The 22520-nt window shown below is 40.1% G+C and carries 19 protein-coding genes; 7 read left to right on the forward strand and 12 right to left on the reverse strand.

Going from position 1 to position 22520, the window contains the following annotated elements; translation table 11 throughout:
• Positions 1–78 precede the first annotated feature (78 nt).
• On the forward strand, positions 79–972 hold the full coding sequence (locus tag CH352_RS12395) for a tyrosine-type recombinase/integrase (protein WP_100707483.1): 894 nt from the start codon (positions 79–81) through the stop codon (positions 970–972).
• Between the two features lie 4 nt (positions 973–976).
• Here the strand turns inward: CH352_RS12395 and CH352_RS12400 are convergent, their stop codons facing one another.
• From CH352_RS12400 to CH352_RS12430, 7 genes are all read right to left on the reverse strand, one after another.
• Positions 977–2389, reverse strand: a complete 1413-nt coding sequence (locus CH352_RS12400) for an MFS transporter (protein ID WP_100707482.1) — start codon at positions 2387–2389, stop codon at positions 977–979.
• Positions 2390–2422: 33 nt separating this feature from the next.
• On the reverse strand, positions 2423–3712 hold the full coding sequence (locus CH352_RS12405; RefSeq protein ID WP_100707481.1) for an alanine racemase: 1290 nt from the start codon (positions 3710–3712) through the stop codon (positions 2423–2425).
• Between the two features lie 46 nt (positions 3713–3758).
• Positions 3759–4379, reverse strand: a complete 621-nt coding sequence (locus tag CH352_RS12410; protein WP_100707480.1) for a trimeric intracellular cation channel family protein — start codon at positions 4377–4379, stop codon at positions 3759–3761.
• 1 nt (position 4380) lies between these two features.
• On the reverse strand, positions 4381–5187 hold the full coding sequence (locus CH352_RS12415) for an SDR family oxidoreductase (RefSeq protein ID WP_100707479.1): 807 nt from the start codon (positions 5185–5187) through the stop codon (positions 4381–4383).
• A 9-nt stretch (positions 5188–5196) separates the two neighbouring features.
• Positions 5197–6303 carry an MBL fold metallo-hydrolase gene (locus CH352_RS12420; protein WP_100707478.1) on the reverse strand — a complete coding sequence of 369 codons (1107 nt, stop codon included), beginning with the start codon at positions 6301–6303 and terminating at the stop codon, positions 5197–5199.
• Positions 6304–6375: 72 nt separating this feature from the next.
• The gene (locus CH352_RS12425) at positions 6376–6744 is read right to left on the reverse strand and encodes a hypothetical protein (RefSeq protein WP_100707477.1); all 369 of its coding nucleotides are present in this window, start codon (positions 6742–6744) and stop codon (positions 6376–6378) included.
• Between the two features lie 52 nt (positions 6745–6796).
• Positions 6797–9061: an adenylate/guanylate cyclase domain-containing protein gene (locus CH352_RS12430; protein ID WP_100707476.1), complete on the reverse strand. Its 2265-nt coding sequence runs from the start codon at positions 9059–9061 to the stop codon at positions 6797–6799.
• 128 nt (positions 9062–9189) lie between these two features.
• On the opposite strand from CH352_RS12430, the gene CH352_RS12435 reads away from it, so the two are divergent.
• Both CH352_RS12435 and CH352_RS12440 read left to right on the forward strand, forming a co-directional pair.
• On the forward strand, positions 9190–9669 hold the full coding sequence (locus CH352_RS12435; RefSeq protein WP_100707475.1) for a peroxiredoxin: 480 nt from the start codon (positions 9190–9192) through the stop codon (positions 9667–9669).
• Positions 9670–9672: 3 nt separating this feature from the next.
• Positions 9673–11439 carry a M61 family metallopeptidase gene (locus tag CH352_RS12440; protein WP_100707474.1) on the forward strand — a complete coding sequence of 589 codons (1767 nt, stop codon included), beginning with the start codon at positions 9673–9675 and terminating at the stop codon, positions 11437–11439.
• Here the strand turns inward: CH352_RS12440 and CH352_RS12445 are convergent.
• Complete coding sequence (locus CH352_RS12445) at positions 11426–12139, reverse strand: SDR family NAD(P)-dependent oxidoreductase (protein ID WP_100707473.1); 714 nt, start codon at positions 12137–12139, stop codon at positions 11426–11428. The genes CH352_RS12440 and CH352_RS12445 overlap by 14 nt on opposite strands.
• 43 nt (positions 12140–12182) lie before the next feature.
• Here CH352_RS12445 and argB point away from each other — a divergent pair, with 43 nt between their 5' ends.
• The gene (gene argB, locus CH352_RS12450; protein WP_100707472.1) at positions 12183–13055 is read left to right on the forward strand and encodes an acetylglutamate kinase; all 873 of its coding nucleotides are present in this window, start codon (positions 12183–12185) and stop codon (positions 13053–13055) included.
• A gap of 99 nt (positions 13056–13154) precedes the next feature.
• On the forward strand, positions 13155–14903 hold the full coding sequence (locus CH352_RS12455) for a GAF domain-containing SpoIIE family protein phosphatase (protein ID WP_100707587.1): 1749 nt from the start codon (positions 13155–13157) through the stop codon (positions 14901–14903).
• Between the two features lie 33 nt (positions 14904–14936).
• Here the strand turns inward: CH352_RS12455 and CH352_RS12460 are convergent, their stop codons facing one another.
• Entirely contained in the window at positions 14937–16232 is a 1296-nt protein-coding gene (locus CH352_RS12460) for an ATP-dependent 6-phosphofructokinase (RefSeq protein ID WP_100707471.1), read from the reverse strand.
• Between the two features lie 63 nt (positions 16233–16295).
• On the opposite strand from CH352_RS12460, the gene CH352_RS12465 reads away from it, so the two are divergent.
• Complete coding sequence (locus CH352_RS12465; RefSeq protein WP_243396370.1) at positions 16296–17384, forward strand: LIC_20087 family outer membrane protein; 1089 nt, start codon at positions 16296–16298, stop codon at positions 17382–17384.
• 67 nt (positions 17385–17451) lie between these two features.
• The gene (locus CH352_RS12470; protein ID WP_100707470.1) at positions 17452–18084 is read left to right on the forward strand and encodes a hypothetical protein; all 633 of its coding nucleotides are present in this window, start codon (positions 17452–17454) and stop codon (positions 18082–18084) included.
• A 68-nt stretch (positions 18085–18152) separates the two neighbouring features.
• Here the strand turns inward: CH352_RS12470 and CH352_RS12475 are convergent, their stop codons facing one another.
• From CH352_RS12475 to CH352_RS12485, 3 genes are read right to left on the reverse strand one after another with little or no spacing between them, the layout of a single operon-like run.
• Positions 18153–18467: a hypothetical protein gene (locus tag CH352_RS12475; RefSeq protein ID WP_100707469.1), complete on the reverse strand. Its 315-nt coding sequence runs from the start codon at positions 18465–18467 to the stop codon at positions 18153–18155.
• A gap of 6 nt (positions 18468–18473) precedes the next feature.
• Positions 18474–22211, reverse strand: a complete 3738-nt coding sequence (metH, locus tag CH352_RS12480; RefSeq protein ID WP_100707468.1) for a methionine synthase — start codon at positions 22209–22211, stop codon at positions 18474–18476.
• Positions 22208–22507, reverse strand: coding sequence for a DUF362 domain-containing protein (locus tag CH352_RS12485; protein ID WP_100707467.1), 300 nt, complete (start codon positions 22505–22507; stop codon positions 22208–22210). The genes metH and CH352_RS12485 overlap by 4 nt, the downstream gene beginning before the upstream one ends.
• Positions 22508–22520: the final 13 nt, after the last annotated feature.

Consider the following 22520-nt stretch of genomic DNA (forward strand, 5'->3'; position numbering starts at 1 on the left):
AACTCCAACAGATCAGACTTTTAAGACATCCGGATACACAAAATATAAAAATGATACAGTTAGCACTAGAGGTCCGAGATGATAGCAACGGAGGTCCCGAAGAAGAACAAGTCTTCCTTCGAGAAACTAGTAAAGGTAATTCGGCAAAGAAATTATAAAAAGGCTACCGAATACACTTACTTAAGATATAATTTGGACTTTCTTTTGTTCGCGGACAAACCCGCGGAAAAAGTAGTTACAAAGGATATCGAAAAGTACATAGAATATTTAAGGAAGAAGAAGGTTTCCTCTTCCACGATCCAGATCAACATCAGTTCTTTAAAAATGTTTTTTGAAGAAGTTCTGGATATGAACGTATTCGAAGACTTCAGAAGACCTGCCAGGGAGTACAAAACTCCTAAGGTTCTTAACCAAAAAGAGATTTCGCTTCTTTTGGAGACAGCATCCGAGTCTCCTAGATCCCATCTTCTCTGCGCGTTAGCCTATTATGCAGGCCTACGAGTAGGTGAGATCATTCGTTTGAAATGGGGACAATTCGATCTTTCTAAAAAAACGATCAAAGTAGACTCCCCTATTCCTACTCAAAACAGAACCGTTTTGATGGATGGAGAATTACAAAAGATCTTGAAGAAGTTTGAGAAGGAAGTCGGAACCGAAAAATCCTCATATTTGTTCCCAGGCAAATACCAGGGCACTCATTTGACTTCCAGGAACGTAGAACGTTTGGTTGGAGATCTGGCAAAGTATGCGGGAATCAAGGCCCAAGTAACATTGTTTACTCTCAGACATAGTAGAGCGATCCATCAATTGGCAGAAGGTAAAAGTCTTGAAGATATTCGGGAATTTTTAGGCCATAAAAGTCTTGCGACCACGGAAAGTTATCTTCCGATCCGCAAGAATCTAAGGCCTCAGGTCAGACAAAAACATATCCAAGACGCTTTAAAAGAAATTAAGAAGAAGTACAAGTACTAAAGATTTATCCGGCGGAAACGCCGGAACTTCTTCTTTTTTGAATATTCTTTTTTCTTGATAGAAGTTCCTGTATTTTTGCATGGACTTCTGAAGTCAGTTCCAATCTAGTAAAGATCAAAGAAGCCAGAACAAATAAACTTCCTACCACCGGCCCAAATATAATCGTCAATCTCCAACCAAGCTCCGAATCCTGTGTTTGTGCTCCTGCTTGGTATCCGATTGCTTCTAATAGAAATCCTAAAAATGCAAAACCAATGGCTCTGATTATCTTGGTTGCCATCTTCCAAAACCCGAAATAGGCCCCTTCTCTCTTTTCTCCTGTCAAAAGTTCATCATAATCAACTACGTCTGCTACCAATGAATCAAAAAGAAGAATGGATCCTGCAAATATCCCGCCTAAAAACGCTGCAACCAAAGGTGCTTCATAAGATCCTTGGGGTAAGATCGGATATAAGATGATAGTCATAACTCCAAGTAAGAAGCTTCCCCAAAATGCAGGACGTTTTTTACCGAATCTTTTTGCTAAGTAGACCCAAAGCGGAATAGAGATCGTAAGGAAAAATACAAAAGGAAGAAGGATACGTATTACCACTTGAGAATCTTCTAATAATAATCTTTCTTTATAATACAAAAGCCCAAGAGAAGAATTCAGAGTCCTTGCAGCAGTTGCCACTATAAACGCTAAAAGTAGAGGTAGAAAATAACGGTTTTTTAATATAAAACGAGCAGATTGTAAAAAAGATAAAACATTGTCTCCGAAAGAATTCGGCTTTGTTTCGGATCGTTGGTAAGGAAAATCTCTACCTTTCGTAAAAATATAAGAAGAATAAGATACGAAACAGAGTAGAACCCAGATACTCCCAGAAGAAAGACTCCTGGATGCAAATCCATCTTTTCCTAATGAAACCCAAATCGCTGGAAGAAGTAAGCCGGACAAAAGACCCAGATTCGCAAAGAATAATCTCCAGCCGAAAATTTTGTTCCTTTCCCCCGGCGTATAACCTATCTCTCCTCCTAAACTAATATGAGGAACTGCGATCATTGTCATAAATGTATTTGTGAAAAAGTAAGCGACTACCAAATACAAAAACTTAGAGATTTGGGTTTCTAACTCGGGAGGAGTGAAAAGAAAATATACACCTAATCCAAGTAAAAATCCTCCGATTAAAATATAAGGCCTTCTTCTTCCGTTTGCGAAACTTGTACGATCGGAGATATATCCCATAATAGGATCACTGATCGCATCCCATAAGATCGCGATCAACATTGCTAAACCGAATAGAGAAGGTTTTAATCCAACTGTAGAAACATAAAAATCCAGAAGGTAGATCTGGGCCATGGTTTCCACAGCAGTGATCCCCACTTCTGCGGAAGCATAACCTGCCATGGTACTATTAGAAAGAGTTTGTACTTTCATCCAATGAGTAGATTCTTTTCGAATTCTTCTATCTTAATTGATAAAAGTTTTCCAAATACCGATCAGTTTGCCTGAACGGATCAGATGGATCTCTCCCATCTCTGCCATTACCTTCTCACTTTGTGTAGGTCTAAAAAATACATGATCATCAGGCTCTAAAGAAGTTGCTTTAGAGCCGTTTAAAATACTTTGATTGGTGCTTGTTCCGAATAAAGAATTGTCTTCGAGTCCTTTCGGAGATTCCTTTTTAGCGGAGAAAGCTCCACCGTAAATAAAGTATGTTATTTCTTGGTTCGGATTCCAGACAGGAAATAGAAAGGATAAGGACTCTAAAAATGGGATCTTGGTCCCAACTAATTTTTTCAAGACCGGAGTTGCTATAAACACTGCGGGGCTATGTTCTTCCAAACTTTCTACATCGAAATCTGTGGGTTTTACCAATGCAGAACCCAAGGACACATCATTCACTATCCCAGGATTTTTTTGATAGAAGCTATAAGTTTTACTTCCACCGCCGTTAAATACCAATTGTTTTTGGAATAAATTCGGGAACTTCTCCTTTCCTAGTTTTATGAAATTAGAATATTTATCTAATGAATTTTGGAGAGATTTTTCCATGGCGGAGATCTTATCACCGAAAATCACAGGAACGGAGGCGACATGAGGTTCGTATCCCATATATCCGGAAAGTTCTAGATTTTTAGGATTCGTTTGTAGGAGTTCCAACACAGACAAAGAATCTTCCGGTTTAGAAAATCCTCCTCTATGTAATCCTATATCGATCTCTAAACTTAGTTTTAATTTTAGTTCCTTCTTCTTTGCAAATTCTAAGTATTGAGCGACTCGATCGGAAGTATCTACCAACCATTGTACATTTTGAAAATTCTCTTTTTTAGTCTTAGAGTATATGTTTTCCAAAGCTGCGATCGGCATCGGTTTTCCCAGAAGAATATCAAATTTTTGGAATTCCGGATCGTTCAATAACATGATGATATCCCCGGAATGGAATACCATTAATCTTTTAGAGCCTGTTGCGTTTACGATATATCTGAGTAAATCTATAGAAGGCAGAGATTTTACCACCACTCTATATGATAAAGGGGCCCTAATTTTTTCTTTCAGAAGTTTTAGGTTAGAATCCAAACGATCCAAGTCGAGTAACACGATCGGTTTTCCTGGACCATTTTGTTTGAGTTCTATATTTAGATCTTTAAAATAAGGAGTGTAACCGGCCCCGTTATCTTTTGGTTTTATAAAAACGATCAGTAAAAGTGCGACTGCAAAAATCCAAAGTAATCCGTGATTAGACCCTTTTCTATACATTGAAGATTCTCCTTCGAAAAACCAGATCGGACTTTAAGTAGTTAGACTATTCCGGCAAACGGAATTTAGGAAGAGATAGATTAAATCTGACTGCGATCATTCGAACAAATATCACAAGCAAAGCGGAAACTGCAGTGTTTAAACTTCCGTTCACTTCGTATCGATCTAGTATAATGTATAAGATCGCGCCTGCCAAACATGCGGTGGCGTAAATTTCTTTTCGGAAGATCATCGGAACTTCATTAATGAGAGTGTCTCGGATCACTCCTCCAAAAACTGCGGATACCATTCCTAAGATTGCTGCAGCAAACGGATTTACTCCACTAAGTAAAGAGATCCTAGTTCCGATCACAGTATAGATCCCGATCCCGACTGTATCGAAAAAGAAAATCCCTGTTTTCATTCGGATCAAGAATCTAGGAAATACGAACGTAATTGCAAAACCTGCAAATATAGCCCAAAGAACATTAGAGTCGGAAACCCAAGAGACTGGATAATTACCCAGTGTAATATCTCTTAAAGTTCCCCCACCAATCGCAGTGATAAATCCCGTAAAGAATACACTGAATGCATCAGCATGATACGTCTTTTTTTCCGCAGCGGCCAAGGCTCCCGACACTGCAAACACAGTGACCCCGGCCAAATTGAAAAAATAAGAAAGGTCCACTTTAATTCTTTTTGTAAGTCTTCTGCTTTTTTTTACCTTTACCCATGAGAGAAGGACTGAGTAACGCATTCAATCCTGGCAGAAAACTTCCTACCTTGGCTAAAAATCCTCTGGAGCCTGGGATCAAAACTTCCATAGGTTTGTTTGGAATCACTTTATTAAAGATAATATCAGTTACTTCTTCCGTTTTTAGATATCTGTTTCCTGAGAATGTCATGGAAGCTTCTTCATAATCTTTTTGCAGATCAAGCATAGGAGTTTGGATCGCATCAGGACATACAACACTCACGAATACCTTTTTAGGTCTTAATTCTTGCGCCACTGCCAAGGAAAACCCTCTGACTGCAAACTTAGAAGTAGAATAGAGAGAAATCCCGGGGATAGGAGCAACGCCCGCCAAAGATGCAATATTTATAATATGGCCTCCGCCTTGTGCTATCATTCGGATAGAAGCTTCTCTAGTTCCGTACATCAAACCTTTGGCGTTAATATCTATATGCTTGTCTATATCCTTAGGACTTACATTTTCAATATAACCTGGAAGAAGGTAACCTGCAACATTCATTAGAATGTCTAGTTTGCCCCATTTTTTATAAGCAAGATCCATGACCTTCTTCCATTCAACAGGAGAAGTTACATCTAATTTTGAAGTTAAAACTCTGTTCTTATCAAACTTTTGTTTAGTAACGTAATCTTTTAAAGCTTTTTCGTTCAGATTGGTGAGAAGTATATTATGGCCTAAAGAATAAGCTTTTTCAACCAGATTTTTTCCTAAACCGCCGCTTGCACCGGTGATGAGTATATTCATGTATATTTCCTAATGGGTAATTATATTACCGAATTCTAATTGTCCGAATGAGAAAGTTGGACTTGTTCCGGGGAAAAGCCAGAACCCGCTCATCTCGGAAGAAGGCATAACGTTATAAAATTCAGGATTTCGCAAAGAAGGCCCGGCAATCTCTTTTTCCAAAACCATGGAGATGTACTGATCCAGACCGATCTCCAAAGTATTTCCGTTCAAGATCACTTCCATTCCTGTGTTTTTAGCATATTTACGAACACCAGGGATACGGGATTTGAGTGGATTATAATTATCCGCGCTCACTCCATTCTCGCTAGTTACAAAAATTCCTTCCGGAGTATTTGCGACCAAGCTATGGTTTCCATACGTATGTCCGGGAGTCTTGATCAAAGCGACTCCCCCGCCTAGTTCAGTATCCGAATCTAAAAGAACAACGCGATCCATGGAAATTCCGCCTGATCCATTCGGGCAATACCAATCGGATTGAGGAGGAAGAAGTCCTTGGATAGAATCCCATTCTTCCTTCATGACCAAAAGTTTTGCATTCGGAAAATATCCGGGCTGACCATTCGCTCCTAACCATTTACGCAGATCCTGAGTATGCAAATGATCGAAAGAAATATAATCCACCTTCTCCGGAGGAAGTCCCACTTTTTTAAGACATTCTTCCACCGTATTCAAGGTAGGAGCCATGATCTTTCTTCCAATGTTTTGGAAAGGACCGAAACTTTGGGAAAGTCTTTTGAAAAACGGAGTCTCCGCATTTGCATCCACGTCGGAAGGAGAGAATAATAAGGTTTTAATTCCTTCGGAAGTTTTGTATTGGATGATAAACAATCGATTGATGATATGAAGGAATGGTGTGGGAAGACTAAATGCATTCAATAACGCATACTTAGTGGGATAAGGCACTCGGACCAAATCAAAGGATTTGTAATATACTATTTGTGGTCCCGATAAAAATTTCTCTCTGAATCTTCGCGCTCTTTTGCGAACATCTTCCAAACGATCCACTGGAGCCGGAAGACTACGGGAACCTAAAAAATCTTTGATCGGTTTTAGGCTAGTATCTTTTTTAGAAGATGTTTTTTTGAGCGATTTAGAAACGTTTACCTTTGCCATAAGTTTATCCCTTCACATTTATTTTTGTTTTCCCATTCTCAGGAATTGAAAATGGGATTAGTTGATAAAAACTTAAAACGGTTTGTACAAAGCCAAATATGCGGAGAATGTTCCAAGCACTGGAAGGCCGAACCAAAGTATTTTTGCAAACTCAGGCTTTTTATAATAAGCAGTCAATAGTCCGCCAAAGATCAGCCAGATCGCAAGTTTAACGATCACCCAACCAGGAAAGCTAGTCAGAAGTCCAATCCTTGCTAACATTCCAAAACCGCCCAGAAGTATGAGGACCATACCTATTCCATGAGCGGAAGCGATCAGTTTTTTAGGAGCGTTCTCTTTTGTACCTCCTCCTAATACGTGAAGCGCAAGACCACCGTATGCGGAGAATAAGAATAAAATACCAAGGATATGAATAAGTTTGTACACCGGATAAGAAATCATAAGGTGCCTATTCTCAAGATCCTCTGATCTTATGGAAGCGAAAAACGATCTTCTACTTTTCCAAAAGATGTTGTACTCCGACCCAATTTCCAACTGGTGGAGCTTCTATATATTCCTGACAACGTTTTCTGTACAAAATCGCCACTATATCTTCCGGATAAACTTTTAGGGCCTGTTCAAAATTCTGGAGAGCTTCCTTAAAATTTCCTACTTTATAAAGAATGATCCCTCTAGAGATCAAAGCCAGAGTAGCATCCTTTAATTTACGGATATGTGGATCATCTGACTCATAAATTTCATAAATGATAATAGGTTGGCTTTTTCCTTTGACCACGACTGAGTCCACTTCTCTAATCGCAAGTTCGTCGGCAATTGTAAGACTAGACAAAGTATTTTGAGTGATTAGTATATCCGCCTTATACAAATTCGTGAGACTTTCCAAACGAGATGCAACGTTAACTGTGTCACCTATCACGGTTGTGTCCAGTCTATGAGAAGATCCTACAGTCCCGAGCATTAGATTTCCGGTATTAATTCCAATACCGATACGAACACCTTTCACATGTCCGTGAGCACTTTTAACTTCTTCTTCGAGTTCCCGGACCCTTCTTCTCATATCAATGGCAGCAAGAACCGCCCGATCCGCTGCAGACTTACCTTCCCAATCATTCTCGGAATGGATCACTCTTTCTGCGGAGAATAATGCAAGAATCGCATCTCCCATAAACTTATCCACGAAACCTTCGTACTTTTGGATGAGAGGTTCCATCTTAGCAAGATATCCGTTGATAAATCTAAAATTTTCTTCAGGAGTCATCTTCTCGGAAATCGTAGTAAAAGAACGAATGTCTGTGAATAGAACGCTCATCTCTCTTAGCGCAGAATCGCCTAAGTTTACATCCACCGCTGAATCTTTTCCGAGCACGCTTAAGAATTGCATCGGAACGAACCGGAAGAATGCATTCTTCTGTCTTGCTAATTCTAATTTCTGATGACTAAGCTCTATGTTCAATTCTTCAGATTGTTTGTATAGATCTATGAATCGATTCGCAAGAATGGTGGTTAAGGAAATCACGAATAGAAGATATGCAAACTGTGTGAATCTAATCCCAGATTGGAAGAACATTGAATCCAAAACATCGTAGCCTGAAATGAATACGATGATGAACATACTGATCGCCATGAGAGAAGCGTCTTTTTTACGAAGATAGACCGCCTTTCCCATAAAGTACAATAGATAAATAAGAGAAGGCAAAATGGAGATCTGCCATGCTCTCAAACTGATCATCAAATATTGGAATGGAGCAAAAAAAGAGAAGAAGAAGATAGAAAAACTCCATCCTGTAATTCCTAGTATCGCTTTGTTCGGTAAGGTAGATCCGTAAAAATAATCATGGAGAAAAAGTAAGAATAAAGGTGCAAGTAACGATACGGAACCATATTCAATTCTTGTAATCCAAGTGCTGTCTTGTATAAAATCAAAAATGATTGTGGATCTACTCAAAGAGTAAACCGCCATCGAGATCGAAAAAACTCCGAAGTATAAATTATATTTGTCCGTTCTTCTTTTCGAAAAAATGAGAAGATGATACAATCCGAAAAATATATAGATCGTATTTAAACTTAAATTGATTAAGATCCCGATCTTCTTGGAAAAATCATATTCAATACCTAAAGTATAATCCCCATCCAAATAAAATCCAAGATCCACATTCGTAGGCGTGAATATCGGAGAAAGAGTCGGGTATTCTTCTTCAGAAAGATGAACTGCAGGTGCATCTCCTAACATATGGAATACAAGTTTGTTTTCTCCTGCTTGTAGAAGGCTGGAATCAACCTGCACTTCCATATCTCGCAGAGTTTTTCGGATCTCCATTTTTCCATTTGGATCCAAATGGATCTCTTTTTGGAGAAGATGACCGTTTAGATAAATTTCCCAGTTCTCTCCTATAAAATTTAAATAAAGACGGATCGGATTCAAAAACACTTGTGCCTTAGGATCAAAGCTTAGATTAAACTTTGTTTGGATGGTGAACTCTTGGATCTTATCGGATACTGAAGTTTTATAGAGTTGGTTCAGAACGATCGGGAATTTTTCTATTTTTAAATACCCAGGCTCTCTAGACTCGAAGCCGGATTTGAATTCAGGTTTAAACCCTTGTACGGATTCCCATTCCAATCTTTTTAGGTCCAGGTCCTTCCAACCAGGGATGGGCTCTTCTTCTTGAGAGCCCAGAGAGTAAAAAGAGAATAAGAAAAAAGAAATGAAGATTAGAGATCTGAAAGGTAAAGCCGGAAATTTTTGTTTTTGCACCATGCGTTATTCGACAGTAGTAATTGGATGAGAAAAACTGCGAGATTTCAAGTTTTTTAAGGGATTTTTTCCTTTTCCCAAAAATGTTTTTGGTAGAAACTATCCGGAAGGGAAAATAGGAGGAAAACTTTATGTCCGACTCATGGGAAGGCAAAAAATTACCGGAAGTAAGTTTATCTAGCTCGGCAGGAAGCACCGTAAATCTACCAAAAGATTCCTCAGGTTCCTGGACCTTATTGTATTTTTATCCGAAAGACGATACCCCAGGTTGTACAAAACAAGCCTGCTCCTATCGGGACAATTTGGAAAAATTCACCAAAGCAGGAGCAAAAGTCTATGGGATCAGCTCCGACTCTCTGGACAGTCATAAGCAATTTATTGACAAATTCAATTTGAGCTTCCCTCTTCTATCCGATCCGAAACAAAGTTTGAGCGGGCCTCTAGGAGTTTATGGAGACCAAGAATGGCAAGGCAGAGTGTTCAAGGGACTTTCCAGAGATAGCTTTTTGGTAGGACCAGATGGAACTATCCGCAAAGTATGGAGAAAAGTGGATCCCACTAAAACGGTCGCTGAGACATTAGAGGAGATCTTAAAAGAGGCCGGTGCCTAAGGCGTGATCGTAAAATATACTCTAGATACATACCAACCGCATAGACATTTATTAAAGGTGGAAATGGAAGTCCACCCAGACAAACAGGAAACATTTCTTTGTATCCCGAATTGGTCCCCGGGTTCTTATAAGATCCGAGATTATTCCAAATCCATTCATCAAGTCCAATTTACTCAATCCAAACCCGGTTGGAGCCTAGAGCAAACTGATCTCGATACTTGGAAAGTTTCTTCTAAGGGAGAAACATTCAAAATTTCTTATTTAGTGTATGGGTTCGAACATACCGTAAGGACCAATTATTTCACGAGCGATTTTATTTTAGTACATCCCCCCGCTACATTCTTATATCCAAAAGATCGATTGGATCTGGAACCTGAATTAACTTGGAAAAATCTTTCTCCTTTTAAATTTTGTTATACAGGATTAAAGAAGAAGGAAGGTTCTAAACAAACTTGGAAAGCAAAGGACTTTGATGAATTTTTTGATTGTCCGATTCTTCTTACCAACGAAAAACATATCTCTTTTAATACAGAAGGATGTGAATTCGATCTAGTCATTCTAGGAGATATTGCAACAAAAGATAAGAAGAAGATTTCCAAAGATCTGGCCACCATCGTAGAAACACAGATCAAACTAATGGATGGAACGGAGAATAAGCATTATTTATTCGTTTTGGACATGAGTGATAATCTATACGGAGGATTGGAACATCTCAATTGTAGTATCAACCAATTCGATCCGAATGGATGGTCGAATCCCGATAATTACAGAACTCTTTTAGAACTTCTATCTCATGAATATTTCCATCATTGGAACGTAAAAAGAATTCGTCCGATCGCACTTGGACCTTTCGATTACCAAAAACCGAACTTAACGAAAGAATTATGGATCGCAGAAGGGATCACTAGCTTTTTCGATGCGTATTTTCTACTTCTTTGCGGATCTTATTCTCCCCAACAATATTTGAATAAACTTTGGAAGGATATTCAGGAACTGGAAGAATCTTTAGGTGAATCCTGGATGAGTTTGGAAGATTCCAGTTTTACCGCTTGGACTAAATATTACAATCGTCCATTCGATCCAAATTTTTCGAACACAGGGATCTCATATTATACGAAAGGTGCCATTCTATCTTTAAGTATGCATCTTTATATCCTAAAAGAAACCAAGGGCAAAAAATCCTTGGTGGATATCATGATTGCCTTGAACAAGCAGTATCATCAGGAGAAAAAAAGAGGTTTCACTAAAGCTGAATTTTTTCAAACAGGAAAGAAGATCACTGGCCTGGATCTAAAACTTGAATTCGACACTTATATCACAGAACCAAAACGTGTACCTATTGAAAAGTATCTGCATTTGATCGGAGTGGAGAGAACTGCATCCAAACCTAAAATTGAATTAGGATTTAGAGTAAAAGAAGAAAGAGGAAGAATGATCGTAAGTAAGATCCTTCTCTCCAAATCCGTTAAAGAAACGGATATCAATTTAGGTGATGAATGGATCGCTCTGGGCGATAAAAGAATTCTTCCAGGTAACTTTAAAGAATTATTAAATCAGTACGAGCCTGGCAAAAAAGCGGACCTTCTTCTTTCCAGAAGAGGGAAAATTTTAAAAAGAAAGATCAAATTTGATTCTTCTCCTTCGGCGAATGAACTGTGGATTGATGAAAAAGTGGAAGATGATACAAAAAAATTGAGAGAAGTATTTTTGAATCTGGGAAAAGAACCCGTGATATCGGAACCTTCTTCTAAAAAAACTAAATCGAAGTAATTCCTCCGTCCACAGTCCAGTTCGCACCGTTGATATAACCTGACTCGGAAGAAATTAAAAAAGTCACTACTCTTGCGATCTCTTCCGGGGAAGCAATCTTCTTAACAGGCGTCATCTCTATTATCTTTTTGCGATGATCATCTACCTGGTCTTCTTGGATTCCCATTTTGGTTTCCATATAACCCGGACTCACCGCATTAGACGTTATGCCCTTCTCCCCCCATTCTGCAGCGACAGATTTCATAAAACCTATGATCCCATGTTTGGAAGAAGAATAAGCCACAGACAGTGCGCTCCCTTGCACCGATAAAGAAGAAGCGATATAAACAAATCTTCCGAATTCTTGCGCACTAAAAACTGGAAGTAAAAATTTTGTAATTTGAAAAGCGGAGCGAAGATTGATGGAAAAGATTTTATCCCATTCTTCTAAAGAAACTTCGGTGATTTTATGATAAGGACCTCCGTAACCCGCGCAATGTATAAATCCGCGAATAGAAGAAGTCTCAGACTTCAAATTCTTGCAGGCATTCTCCAGTTCATCTGAAGAAGTCAGATCTACTTTTTGGAATGTTTCATTTGGATGAAGTTTGTCCGGAGAAACCAGATCCCAATTTAAGATCTTATATCCAGAATTTCCTAATTCGGAAACAAGAGCGCGGCCAAGGCCCCCACTTCCTCCAGTGATTAAAATTGTAAACATTTCTGAATCGACGTACAAGTGGGGAACGATTTCTCTGTTTGGTATGGAACATTCCTTCGAGAGGGTCAACAATATTCTGGAGGCCCTCCCCTATATAACAAAATACTCCGGGAAAACTGTGGTCATCAAATATGGCGGAGCCGCAATGGCGAAGGCAGACTTAAAGGAATCTTTTGCAAAAGATATCGTTCTTCTAAAATATGTAGGCATCCATCCGGTAATTGTTCACGGAGGCGGACCTGAAATTAACAGACTCTTAGATAGTTTGAATATTCCGACTGAGTTCGTTCACGGGCATCGGGTCACAAATGAAGAGACCATGGATGTTGTAGAGATGGTTCTCACCGGCAAAGTTAACAAACAGATCGTTTCCATGATCAATAAAGAAGGTGGGAATGCAGTAGGACTTTCCGGAAAAGACGGAAATCTAGCGGTCGCTTCCAAAACAAAGATCGAAGTAGATGTAGAAGGTAAAAAATCCGAACTAGTAGATGTGGGTCTTGTAGGCAAGATCGACAAAATAGATCCTACAGTTATTCTTTCTCTCCAAGAAAAAGGTTTTATCCCAGTCATTTCTCCAGTTGCCGAATCTGAATCTGGTGAATCTTTGAATATAAACGCGGATACTTTTGCGGGAGAATTAGCGGGAGCTCTCAAAGCAGAAAAGCTGATCCTTCTTACGGACACGAGCGGGATCCTGATCGACGGAAAACTTGTAACAGGTTTGAACAGAGCCTTAGTAAAAGATTATATTCGCAAAGGAGATATCACCGGAGGAATGATCCCTAAAGTAGAATGTTGTCTTTCCGCGATCGACCAAGGAGTGAGAAGGACTCATATTATTGACGGAAGAGTCCCCCATTCTATTCTGATCGAAATCTTTACTGATCAAGGGATCGGTTCCTTGATCGAATAAGAGGAAAGTTTCGAATCTCCTTGACAGGAGTTGGATTTGGGCTGGAATAAGCCCTCCCGATTTGAAAATCTCTCAAAAAAAGAAGTACTCCCGGACCAAATGAGTTTCAAACAGCTCTCCTTAGCTCTTATTTCAGACATTACTGCCAGGATCAACTCTACAGACGATCTGGAAGAACTTTTGGGAATTATCATAGATACCACAAAAGATGTACTCAATACGGAAGGATGTTCCCTTCTACTCTATGATCCGGAAGAAGATTGTCTAGTATTCCAAGTTGCAAAAGGTGATAAGGGAGAATCCCTCACTGAATTAAAAGTCCCTAGAGGAAAAGGGATCGCTGGAATGGTTCTAGAAAGTCTAGAACCTGTCATCGTAAACGACGCGGCAAACGATCCTAGAATTTATAGAAACATAGACGACGCAGTTGGATTCACCACAAAAAACCTGATCTGCGTTCCAATGAAGGCACAAGGAGAGATCCAAGGAGTTCTGGAAGCGGTTAACTCATTGGAAAGGCCTGAATTCACAAATAAAGATATTAAAATATTAGAATATCTTTCCGATCTTGCGGCTATCGCGATCAGGAACAGAAGATTGATCCGCGATCTAAAAGATCGTGCCAGAGAATTGGACTGTCTCTATCAGATTAGCCAGGCGATTTCTAATATTGGCGAGCTGGATCAGTTCTTAAATCTGACAGTAAACTCCATCTCAGACGTTTTAGGTGCGGAAAGAGTTTCTTTAATCTTCCAAAACCCTAGAACAAAAGCATTCGAACTTTCTAAATCTATCGGTTTCAGTTTGGAAGAAGAATCCCATTTAGTGGACGAATCTCGCGGGATCTTAAACGAAATTTTATCCCAGGGAAAAGCAATCTTAGTACAGGGACAAACGGATATTAATCCCGACCTTCTTACTCCGAATCGCTATAAGACTAGATCCTTCGTTTCCGTTCCGATCCGTCAGGATGGAACGATCATAGGCGTTTTGAATGCAGCGGATAAAATGAGCGGAGACAGTTTTTCCCACCAAGATCTTTCCATCTTAAGTACGATCTCCAACCAAATTGCAGAAGCATATAATAGCCTTTTGGCAAAGAACCAAAAGGAGAAGTTAACCTCCATCAGAAGAGATATGCAGATCGCTTCTCAGATCCAGATCAACTCTCTGCCTAATATTCCTAAGAAGATGCATCTTCTGGAAATCGAGACTTCTTACACCGCATCCAAAGAGATTGGTGGGGATTTCTACGATCTAATCTATCATAATCCGGACGAAGTGAGTATCCTAATCGCAGACGTTTCCGGAAAAGGGATCGCAGCCGCGTTGTTTATGGAATTTTCCAAAACGATTATCGCAGGGGAAGTGGCGCGTAACTCTTCTACAAGTATCAGTCTCATGGGTGCAAATCGGATCATACAAGAGAAGTCCGGTTATTTTATGTTCGTTACTGTGATGCTCACTCGTATCAATATGCTCAAAAAAAGAATACGTTATTCTAGCGCAGGTCATAACGAGCAGTTATTATATAAAGCTAAGGAGAAGAAGGTACTACTTCTCTCCGGAAAAGGAATGCCTTTAGGGATCAAAGAGTCAGAGATAGAAGAACATGAAGTGGAATACCAACCTGGGGATCTTCTGGTTCTATACACTGACGGAGTAAGCGAGACCACAAACGAAACCGGAGAAATGTATTCTCTGGAAAATCTCGCAAAACTCATAGAAAGAAATGGGGATATGCCTGTAGAAAATCTAAAAGAACTGATCCTAGATACTACTGACGCATTCAGAGGAGAAGCGGATCCTCATGACGATTACACTTTAGTAATGGTCCGACTCAATTAGAATTATATAATCTTCCTCAGAAAAACTCTTATATTATTCGACTACCATACGAGCCGGCTGTCCCGTAGATGCCAATAATGTTCTCCACAAAGTACTCTTAGTAGGTTGCAGCACTTTTCTTTCCTGAATAGCGATATCAATAGGAAGATGAGTGAACACATTATTCCACATTCCGATCACTAGATCCGTCTTGCCTGCCATCGCAGCGTGCACCGCATTCTGAGCCAGAAATCCGCAGAAAATAGAATCCTCAGGGTTTGCAGGAATAGAACGAATGATATAGCTTGGATCAATATATTTCACATTCACTTCAATCTTCTCCGATTTGAAGAAGTCCTGGATGGAATTTTTTAGATAAACGCCTATATCGCCTAACTTTAGATTTCCGGAAGCATCCCTTTCTTCCGTTTTACCGAAAAACTTTTGCCCTGCTCCTTCTGCGACAATGATGACCGCGTGTTTTCTGGTTAAGATCCTATTTCTCAAAACATCTAAAAAAGAACCTTTTCCATGCAGATCGAAATCCACTTCAGGGATCAGACAATAATTTACATTTTGAGAAGCGAGAGCGGCGTTCACCGCGATAAACCCGGAATGCCTCCCCATTAACTTGACTACACCGATACCGTTCGGCGCGCCTTTTGCTTCCACATGTGCGCATTCTACCGCTTCCATCGCTTTGGAGAAGGCTGTGGAAAATCCGAAAGTTTTTTGCACATAATTGATATCGTTATCTATCGTTTTAGGAACTCCAATGACGGAGATCTCTTCTCCCCTTCTGTCTATCTCCTTAACGATCTCTTTGGCTCCTCTTAAGGTGCCATCTCCTCCTATGCAAAACAACATTTTGACACCATACAAAGAAAGCCTATCCACCATGTCGGAAGCACTTTGGTTCCCTCTGGAAGAAGCGAGAATTGTACCTCCGTCCCTTCCGATATGCGCCACGTTTTCCGGATTCAACTCAATCGGCTTATGATCAAATTTTTTGACAAGGCCTTGGTAACCGTAAGGAAAACCAAGGATACGTTTGACCCCGTATCTATAATTTAATTCCATTACGATACCTCGGATCACGTCATTGATCCCTGGACAAAGTCCCCCGCAGGTCACGATCCCGGCAGTAACTTCTTTTGGGTCGAAGTAGACCTTCTTTCTGGGACCGGCTTGTTCGAAAAATTCAGCTCCTTCTCCGATATATTCCTTCCAGCTCTCTTCTGTTTCGAATACTGTCTTGAAAACCACCTTGGATTCGTCTCCGGTGTAATATTCGTAAGCGGCCGGACTTTCAATTTTGCAGGGTCCGAAATTTCTGATCTTTGTGTTCATTTTTACCGATTCCAAGTAAATTATAGAAGGTCTTATTTTTTGGTAAATATGGCGGAATTTTCATTGGCAAAGCAGAATATTCCGTCATATATCAATAAATATAGGATGAGAACCGAGAAGATGACATATGATTCCAAATCTCTTCCTAAACGTAAGCGCTCGTTCTTTAGAAAGACCTTCCCTTCCCTCTTACAGGTGATTTTTCCTTTTGTTGCAAGCCTGTCCGTAATCTACGGAGAGAACAGTTCTACTTTTTTCTGGGATTCTTTCGACAACTTTTCTAAAAACAAGGCCCTATTTTCTCAAAAGGAAACTTCCGGTCGGACGGAGGAAAAGGAAGAGCATAAAGTCCAATTTTTTTCTTCTCTTACATTCAAATATCCTTATGAAATGAAAGTGTTTCGAGAATATATTCCGGTCGAATCAGCATCTTTCGACTCCATTCCAGGATTGCCTAGTAAAATACCAAGCCAACCAAGAATACTTTTACAGAAGAGAGAATTTTTCGCTCTTTATCCATCGCTCGGGAGAGAAGAAGTTTTTGTAATGGCGATGAGTATGGGCCAAAACAAGGAAATTAAATCCGAGGCCTATGTAGGAGCGAATACTGAACGGAGAGCATTTGATCCTCTGACTGACGTGAGAGCCACTTCTTCCGTTATGCCAGGATTAGGCTCTAACCTTTCTAGAGGCTTGGACAACCAAGCAGGGAATTTACTCTTTGGATATTTACTCGGAAGAGCCGGGATCCAAATGGACTTAGGCTGGAGAATGGCCGGGAATAACGTAGGTTTGGCGATCCCAGAATCCGCAAAATCTTCTATCGGGATCAGTTATTCATTGATCTCAAATTCTAGCAGCTTGAACAAGATGGATTTCTTTTTACAGGTTTCCGGGATCAAAAGATTTAACGATAAAAGTCTTTTACAAATTGATACTCCCCAAGCTTTCAGAGGATGGCAGCAAGGTTACGAGTATTACGTGAATCCAGGATTTTCTATTGCCACAAAAAATTTGAGTTTCGAAGGTTTAGTACGTTTGCCACTTCATCAACCATTCCCAAATACGGACGGGCTCTTAACTCCTGAGATCCAAGGGATGCTCGGAGTAAAATACAAATTTTCGGACAGTTCTCCTAATCTGCAAAAATAAAGATCAAATTTTCTTAATATAATCTCGCCGGTCCTTAGTAAATCTTTCCAAGTCAGGAGAAATGCCTATGAAAAAAATCAAGTTCCTAATTTTACTCTGCGCCGCCACTACCGTTTTCGGCGACGAAGTAGTTTATACTAAAACAGGAAAGAAGGTAGTCCTCAAAGAAAATTTCACCTGGCAATATGCGCCTGAACCAAAAGTAGATCCTTCTAAAAAATCAAACTCAGTCAGATCCATTTTGAAAGCAGAAGACCAAACAAGTCTGATCAAAAGTAAATCAGGAGTATATTCTGTTTTTTATAATTCAACGCTATGGACAAGCGTAACCGAAAATCACGAGTTCGCAGAATTCCATTTTGTTAACCAGGCAAGAACAGGGAACGCAATGGTGATCTATGAAGGTTTGGAAATACCGTTAGAATCATTTCCTGAATTAGTTTTATTGAATGTGGTCAAAACAGATCCGGATGCGAGGATTGTAAACATTGAAGATTGCTCCGTGAATGGAGTCCCAGGAAAGATCGTCACTTATACTGCCCAAATCAAAGGCCTTAGATTTATTTTTTACTCCTTTCTAGCTAGCGGTAATTTCGGTTCCATTCAGTTTTCCACTTTTACCTTAGAAAGCCAGTTCGAGAAAGAGAAGGCGAACTTTGAGAAGGTGATTTCTGGATTTGTTTTGAATCGAGGTTTGTAGTAACTTCGATGGGTATTACGACCCAAACAGGCAGCTTGGGTCGTGGAATTTGAATTTCGTCGAAGATACTACAAAATCTGCATTTTCTGAAAAGAAAGTTGCAGATCCAGCTTGTTGATTTGCTCTTTCTTTCTGCCAAATCTCAATAAAGTAGTAGTTTCGCCGGATGTAGTATCTATGACCTCAATCCTAGTTTCCATTACAGGGCAGGCAACTTCCTCACAACTGATCTCACTCAGTTTCAAACGAAGATCTTCCCTTCCCAGTTTCTCCCTTATCTTAGAAGCCAACCAGGGATGAAATGGAAACTCTGTTCCAGGTTCCGATTCATCCTGGTATTCAGAATGAACCGGATTTGTAGTAACTTCGACAAATCGTTTCATTAAAGATTAGACTCTGGAAACCGCCTCCTGGGGGTCGTAAGCCAAATTCGGAGAAAGCCATTTTTCCACTTCAGAAACGGTCATTCCTTTCCTTTTTGCATAATCCTGGATCTGGTCCTTATTGATCTTCGCAACAGCAAAATATTTAGCAGCAGGATGAGCGAAGTATAAGCCACTCACTGAACTTGCAGGCATCATTGCAAAATGTTCAGTGAGAGTGATACCTGTATTCTTTTCCACTTCCAATAGATCGAATAAAGTTCTCTTTTCAGTATGGTCCGGGCTTGCAGGATAACCGGCCGCAGGACGAATTCCCTGGTAACGTTCCCGGATTAATTCTTCGGTAGAAAGATTTTCGTCCGCTACATAGCCCCAAATTTCTTTTCGAATTTTCAGGTGCATATATTCCGCGAAAGCTTCTGCAAAACGATCGCCTAAAGCTTTTGCCATGATGGAATTATAATCGTCCAGGCGAGAATCGAATATAGAAGCAAAAGCTTCTACTCCATGACCCGCAGTAACTGCAAAACCACCGATATAATCCGCGACTCCGCTTTCTTTAGGAGCGACATAGTCCGCCAAACAGTAATTAGGTTCGTCTTTTTCTTCTTTGCTGATCTGCTGGCGAAGAGTATGGAAAACGGTCTTAATATTTGTTCTGGTTTCGTCTTCATAAACTTCGATATCGTCTCCTACACTATTTGCAGGAAAGACCCCGATTACTCCTCGGGTTGTATATCTTTTATTGGAAACGATATCTTCCAATAATTTCTGAGCATCTTTGAATAATTCTTTGGCTTGTTTACCGTAAGTTTCACTTTCAAGAATGGAAGGATAACGTCCCTTCAACTCCCAAGCTTGGAAGAATGGCGACCAATCTATATAAGGAACTAATTCCTCTAAAGAGATCTCGTTATCAAAAACGCGAACTCCTACGAAATTCGGCTTCTTCACCTTTGTCACGTTCCAATCGGTAGCGTATTTATTCTCTCTGGCATCTTCGATCGAAACAAGTTTTCGATCGCTTCTAGTATTAAAATAAATTTCTCTTTGTATCTTTTGTTCTTCTTTGATTTGCTTTATATAATCCGGCTTTAAAGAAGGATTCAAAAGTTTCCCTACAACGTTTACAACTCTCGAAGCGTCCAAAACATGGACCACAGGCTGATCATACTTCTCGGAAATTTTTACGGAAGTATGAGCTGAACTTGTAGTAGCTCCTCCAATCAATAGGGGAATATCAAAACCTGTCCTTTTCATTTCAGAAGCAACGTGAACCATCTCATCGAGAGAAGGAGTGATGAGTCCGGACAAACCGATGATGTCAACATTCTCCTTTTTTGCTTCTTCCAGAATTTTCTCACAAGGGACCATCACTCCGAGGTCAATCACTTCGTAATTATTACATGCGAGCACAACAGCTACGATATTCTTGCCTATATCATGAACATCTCCCTTCACTGTGGCGATCAGGAATTTTTGTTTTCTGGAAGCCTGTGCCTGCTTACGATTTTCTTCTTCCATAAAAGGCAGAAGGTACGCTACGGATTTTTTCATAACCCTTGCGCTTTTTACTACCTGAGGAAGGAACATTTTTCCTGATCCGAAAAGATCTCCCACAACTCTCATTCCATCCATTAAAGGACCTTCGATCACTTGCAACGGTTGATCGTATTTGAGTCTTGCTTCTTCCGTATCCTGGTCTATATATTCTACAATTCCTTTTACTAAAGAATATTCTAATCTTTGCTCGACTGTTCCGTCTCTCCAGGCTTCTTCTTTTTTCTCTGCCTTCTCACCTGACTTAAAGGATTCGGCAAATTCAATTAATCTTTCAGTCGCGTCGGATCTTCTATTTAAAAGTACGTCCTCTACTCTTTCTAAAAGATCCTTAGGAATTTCTTCATAAACTGCGAGCATCCCTGCATTTACGATCGCCATATCCATTCCGGCTTTGATCGCATAGTATAAGAATGCTGAGTGCATAGCTTCTCGCACTGGATTATTTCCGCGGAAAGAGAAAGAAATATTACTTAAACCACCGCTGATCTTCGCCCCTGGGCAAACGGCTTTGATCTCTTTGATCGCTTCTATAAAATCGACCGCATAATTATTATGTTCTTCTATTCCTGTTCCTACGGTTAGAATATTCGGATCAAAAATGATATCAAACGGAGAGAAGTCTGCTTTCTCCACCAATAGATCATAAGCCCTTTTGCAAATCCGGACTTTGTCGTCTTTAGTAGCAGCTTGGCCTTGTTCATCGAAAGCCATTACGATAACAGAAGCACCATACATCTTAACGGTTTTTGCCTGCTGTAAGAATTTCTCTTCTCCTTCTTTTAAGGAAATGGAGTTTACAATCGGTTTCCCTTGGATACATTTTAACCCAGTTTCCAAAACAGACCATTTGGAACTGTCTACCATGAAAGGGACCTTTGCGATATCAGGCTCCACTGCGATCAAGTTTAAAAATTCTTTCATGGAGGCTTCTCCATCTAAAAGAGCTTCGTCAAAATTTATATCTATGACGTTAGCACCGGCTTCGACTTGCTGCAAAGCGACGGATACTGCCTCTTCAAAGTTTCCTTCTAAGATCAGCTTTTTAAATTTAGGAGAACCTGTTACGTTAGTTCTTTCCCCTATTAAGACGAAACCGGTTGCTTCATCTATATTCAAAGGTTCTAATCCGGATAATCTGGTCTTCCCTTCTATCTCTGGAATGATCCTCGGCTTTTTACCTTGGACGGCTTTGGCACCTTCTTTAATATGAGCAGGAGTAGTCCCACAACATCCTCCTGCAATATTCAACCAACCTTGGTTGGAAAAATCATCCAAGAAACTTCCGAATTCTTCCGGAGTTTGGTCATATCCTCCGAACGCGTTAGGCAAGCCTGCATTCGGATAACAGCTAATATAACAACCCGAGATCCTGGACAATTCTTCTATATAGGGTCTCATCTCTCCCGCACCTAAGGCACAGTTAATCCCAACAGAAAGAGGATTTGCATGATAGATTGAATTGTAGAATGCCTCGATTGTCTGTCCTGACAAAGTTCTTCCGGAAGCGTCGGTAATCGTTACCGAAAGAGAGACAGGAATTCTTACATTCAAATCTTTGAATACGTTCTCAATAGCAACGATGATCGCCTTAAGATTTAAAGTATCGATATTCGTTTCGGAAAGAAGAATATCGACTCCTTCTTCAACTAACGCTCTGACCTGCTCGTAGAATGTTTCTACTAATTCGTCGAAGGTTACTGCACGGAATGCTGGATTATTCACATCCGGAGAAAGAGAAGCCGTTCTTGTCGTAGGTCCGATTGATCCAGCGAGGAATAATGGCTGATCGGGATGAGTTTTGGAGAACTTCTCCATTGCAGCACGAGCGACCTTCACCGCTTTTCTGTTCAGCTCATCTACATAAGCTTCCGCATTATAATCTGCTTGGGAAATCCTGTTCGAGCTGAACGTATTCGTTTCTAAAATGTTCGCTCCTGCTTCCAAAAATTTATAATGTATTTCTTCGATCACTTCCGGCTTAGTGATCACCAGGAGATCGTTATTTCCCTTTAATGCGGAAGGATGGTCTTTAAGTCTTTCGTCTCGGAAATCGTCTTCTCCCAGACCATACCTTTGGATCATTGTCCCCATTGCTCCGTCAAGAACCAGTATCCTTTCTTCTAACAATTTTAAGAGTTCTTGTGCTTTGGGATTTGTATATGTGGGAAATTTATGTTTCATAATTCTTTAATATTGCAGTGCTTATCTAAAAGAGGTTTTTTAAGATCGTTGATCATCGGCAATGTTTTCGATTCTCTTGCGTTCAAAGCGATCCAATCTTTCCATATCACCGGCACCTCATCCTCCGGGAAGATGGCATTCACCGGACATTCTCTCAAACAATCATTACAATTGATGCAAATGTCCGGATCTATGACTAAGTAATCCTTTCCTTCTCGGAAAGCTTCTACAGGACAGGCAGCAGCGCAGTAAGTAATTTTGCACCCTACACAGGGTTCGGTTACTATGTATGCCACGGCCTCTCCTTTA

Origin of the sequence: Leptospira hartskeerlii, assembly GCF_002811475.1 — a bacterium.
Classification (GTDB): Bacteria; Spirochaetota; Leptospiria; order Leptospirales; family Leptospiraceae; genus Leptospira_B; species Leptospira_B hartskeerlii.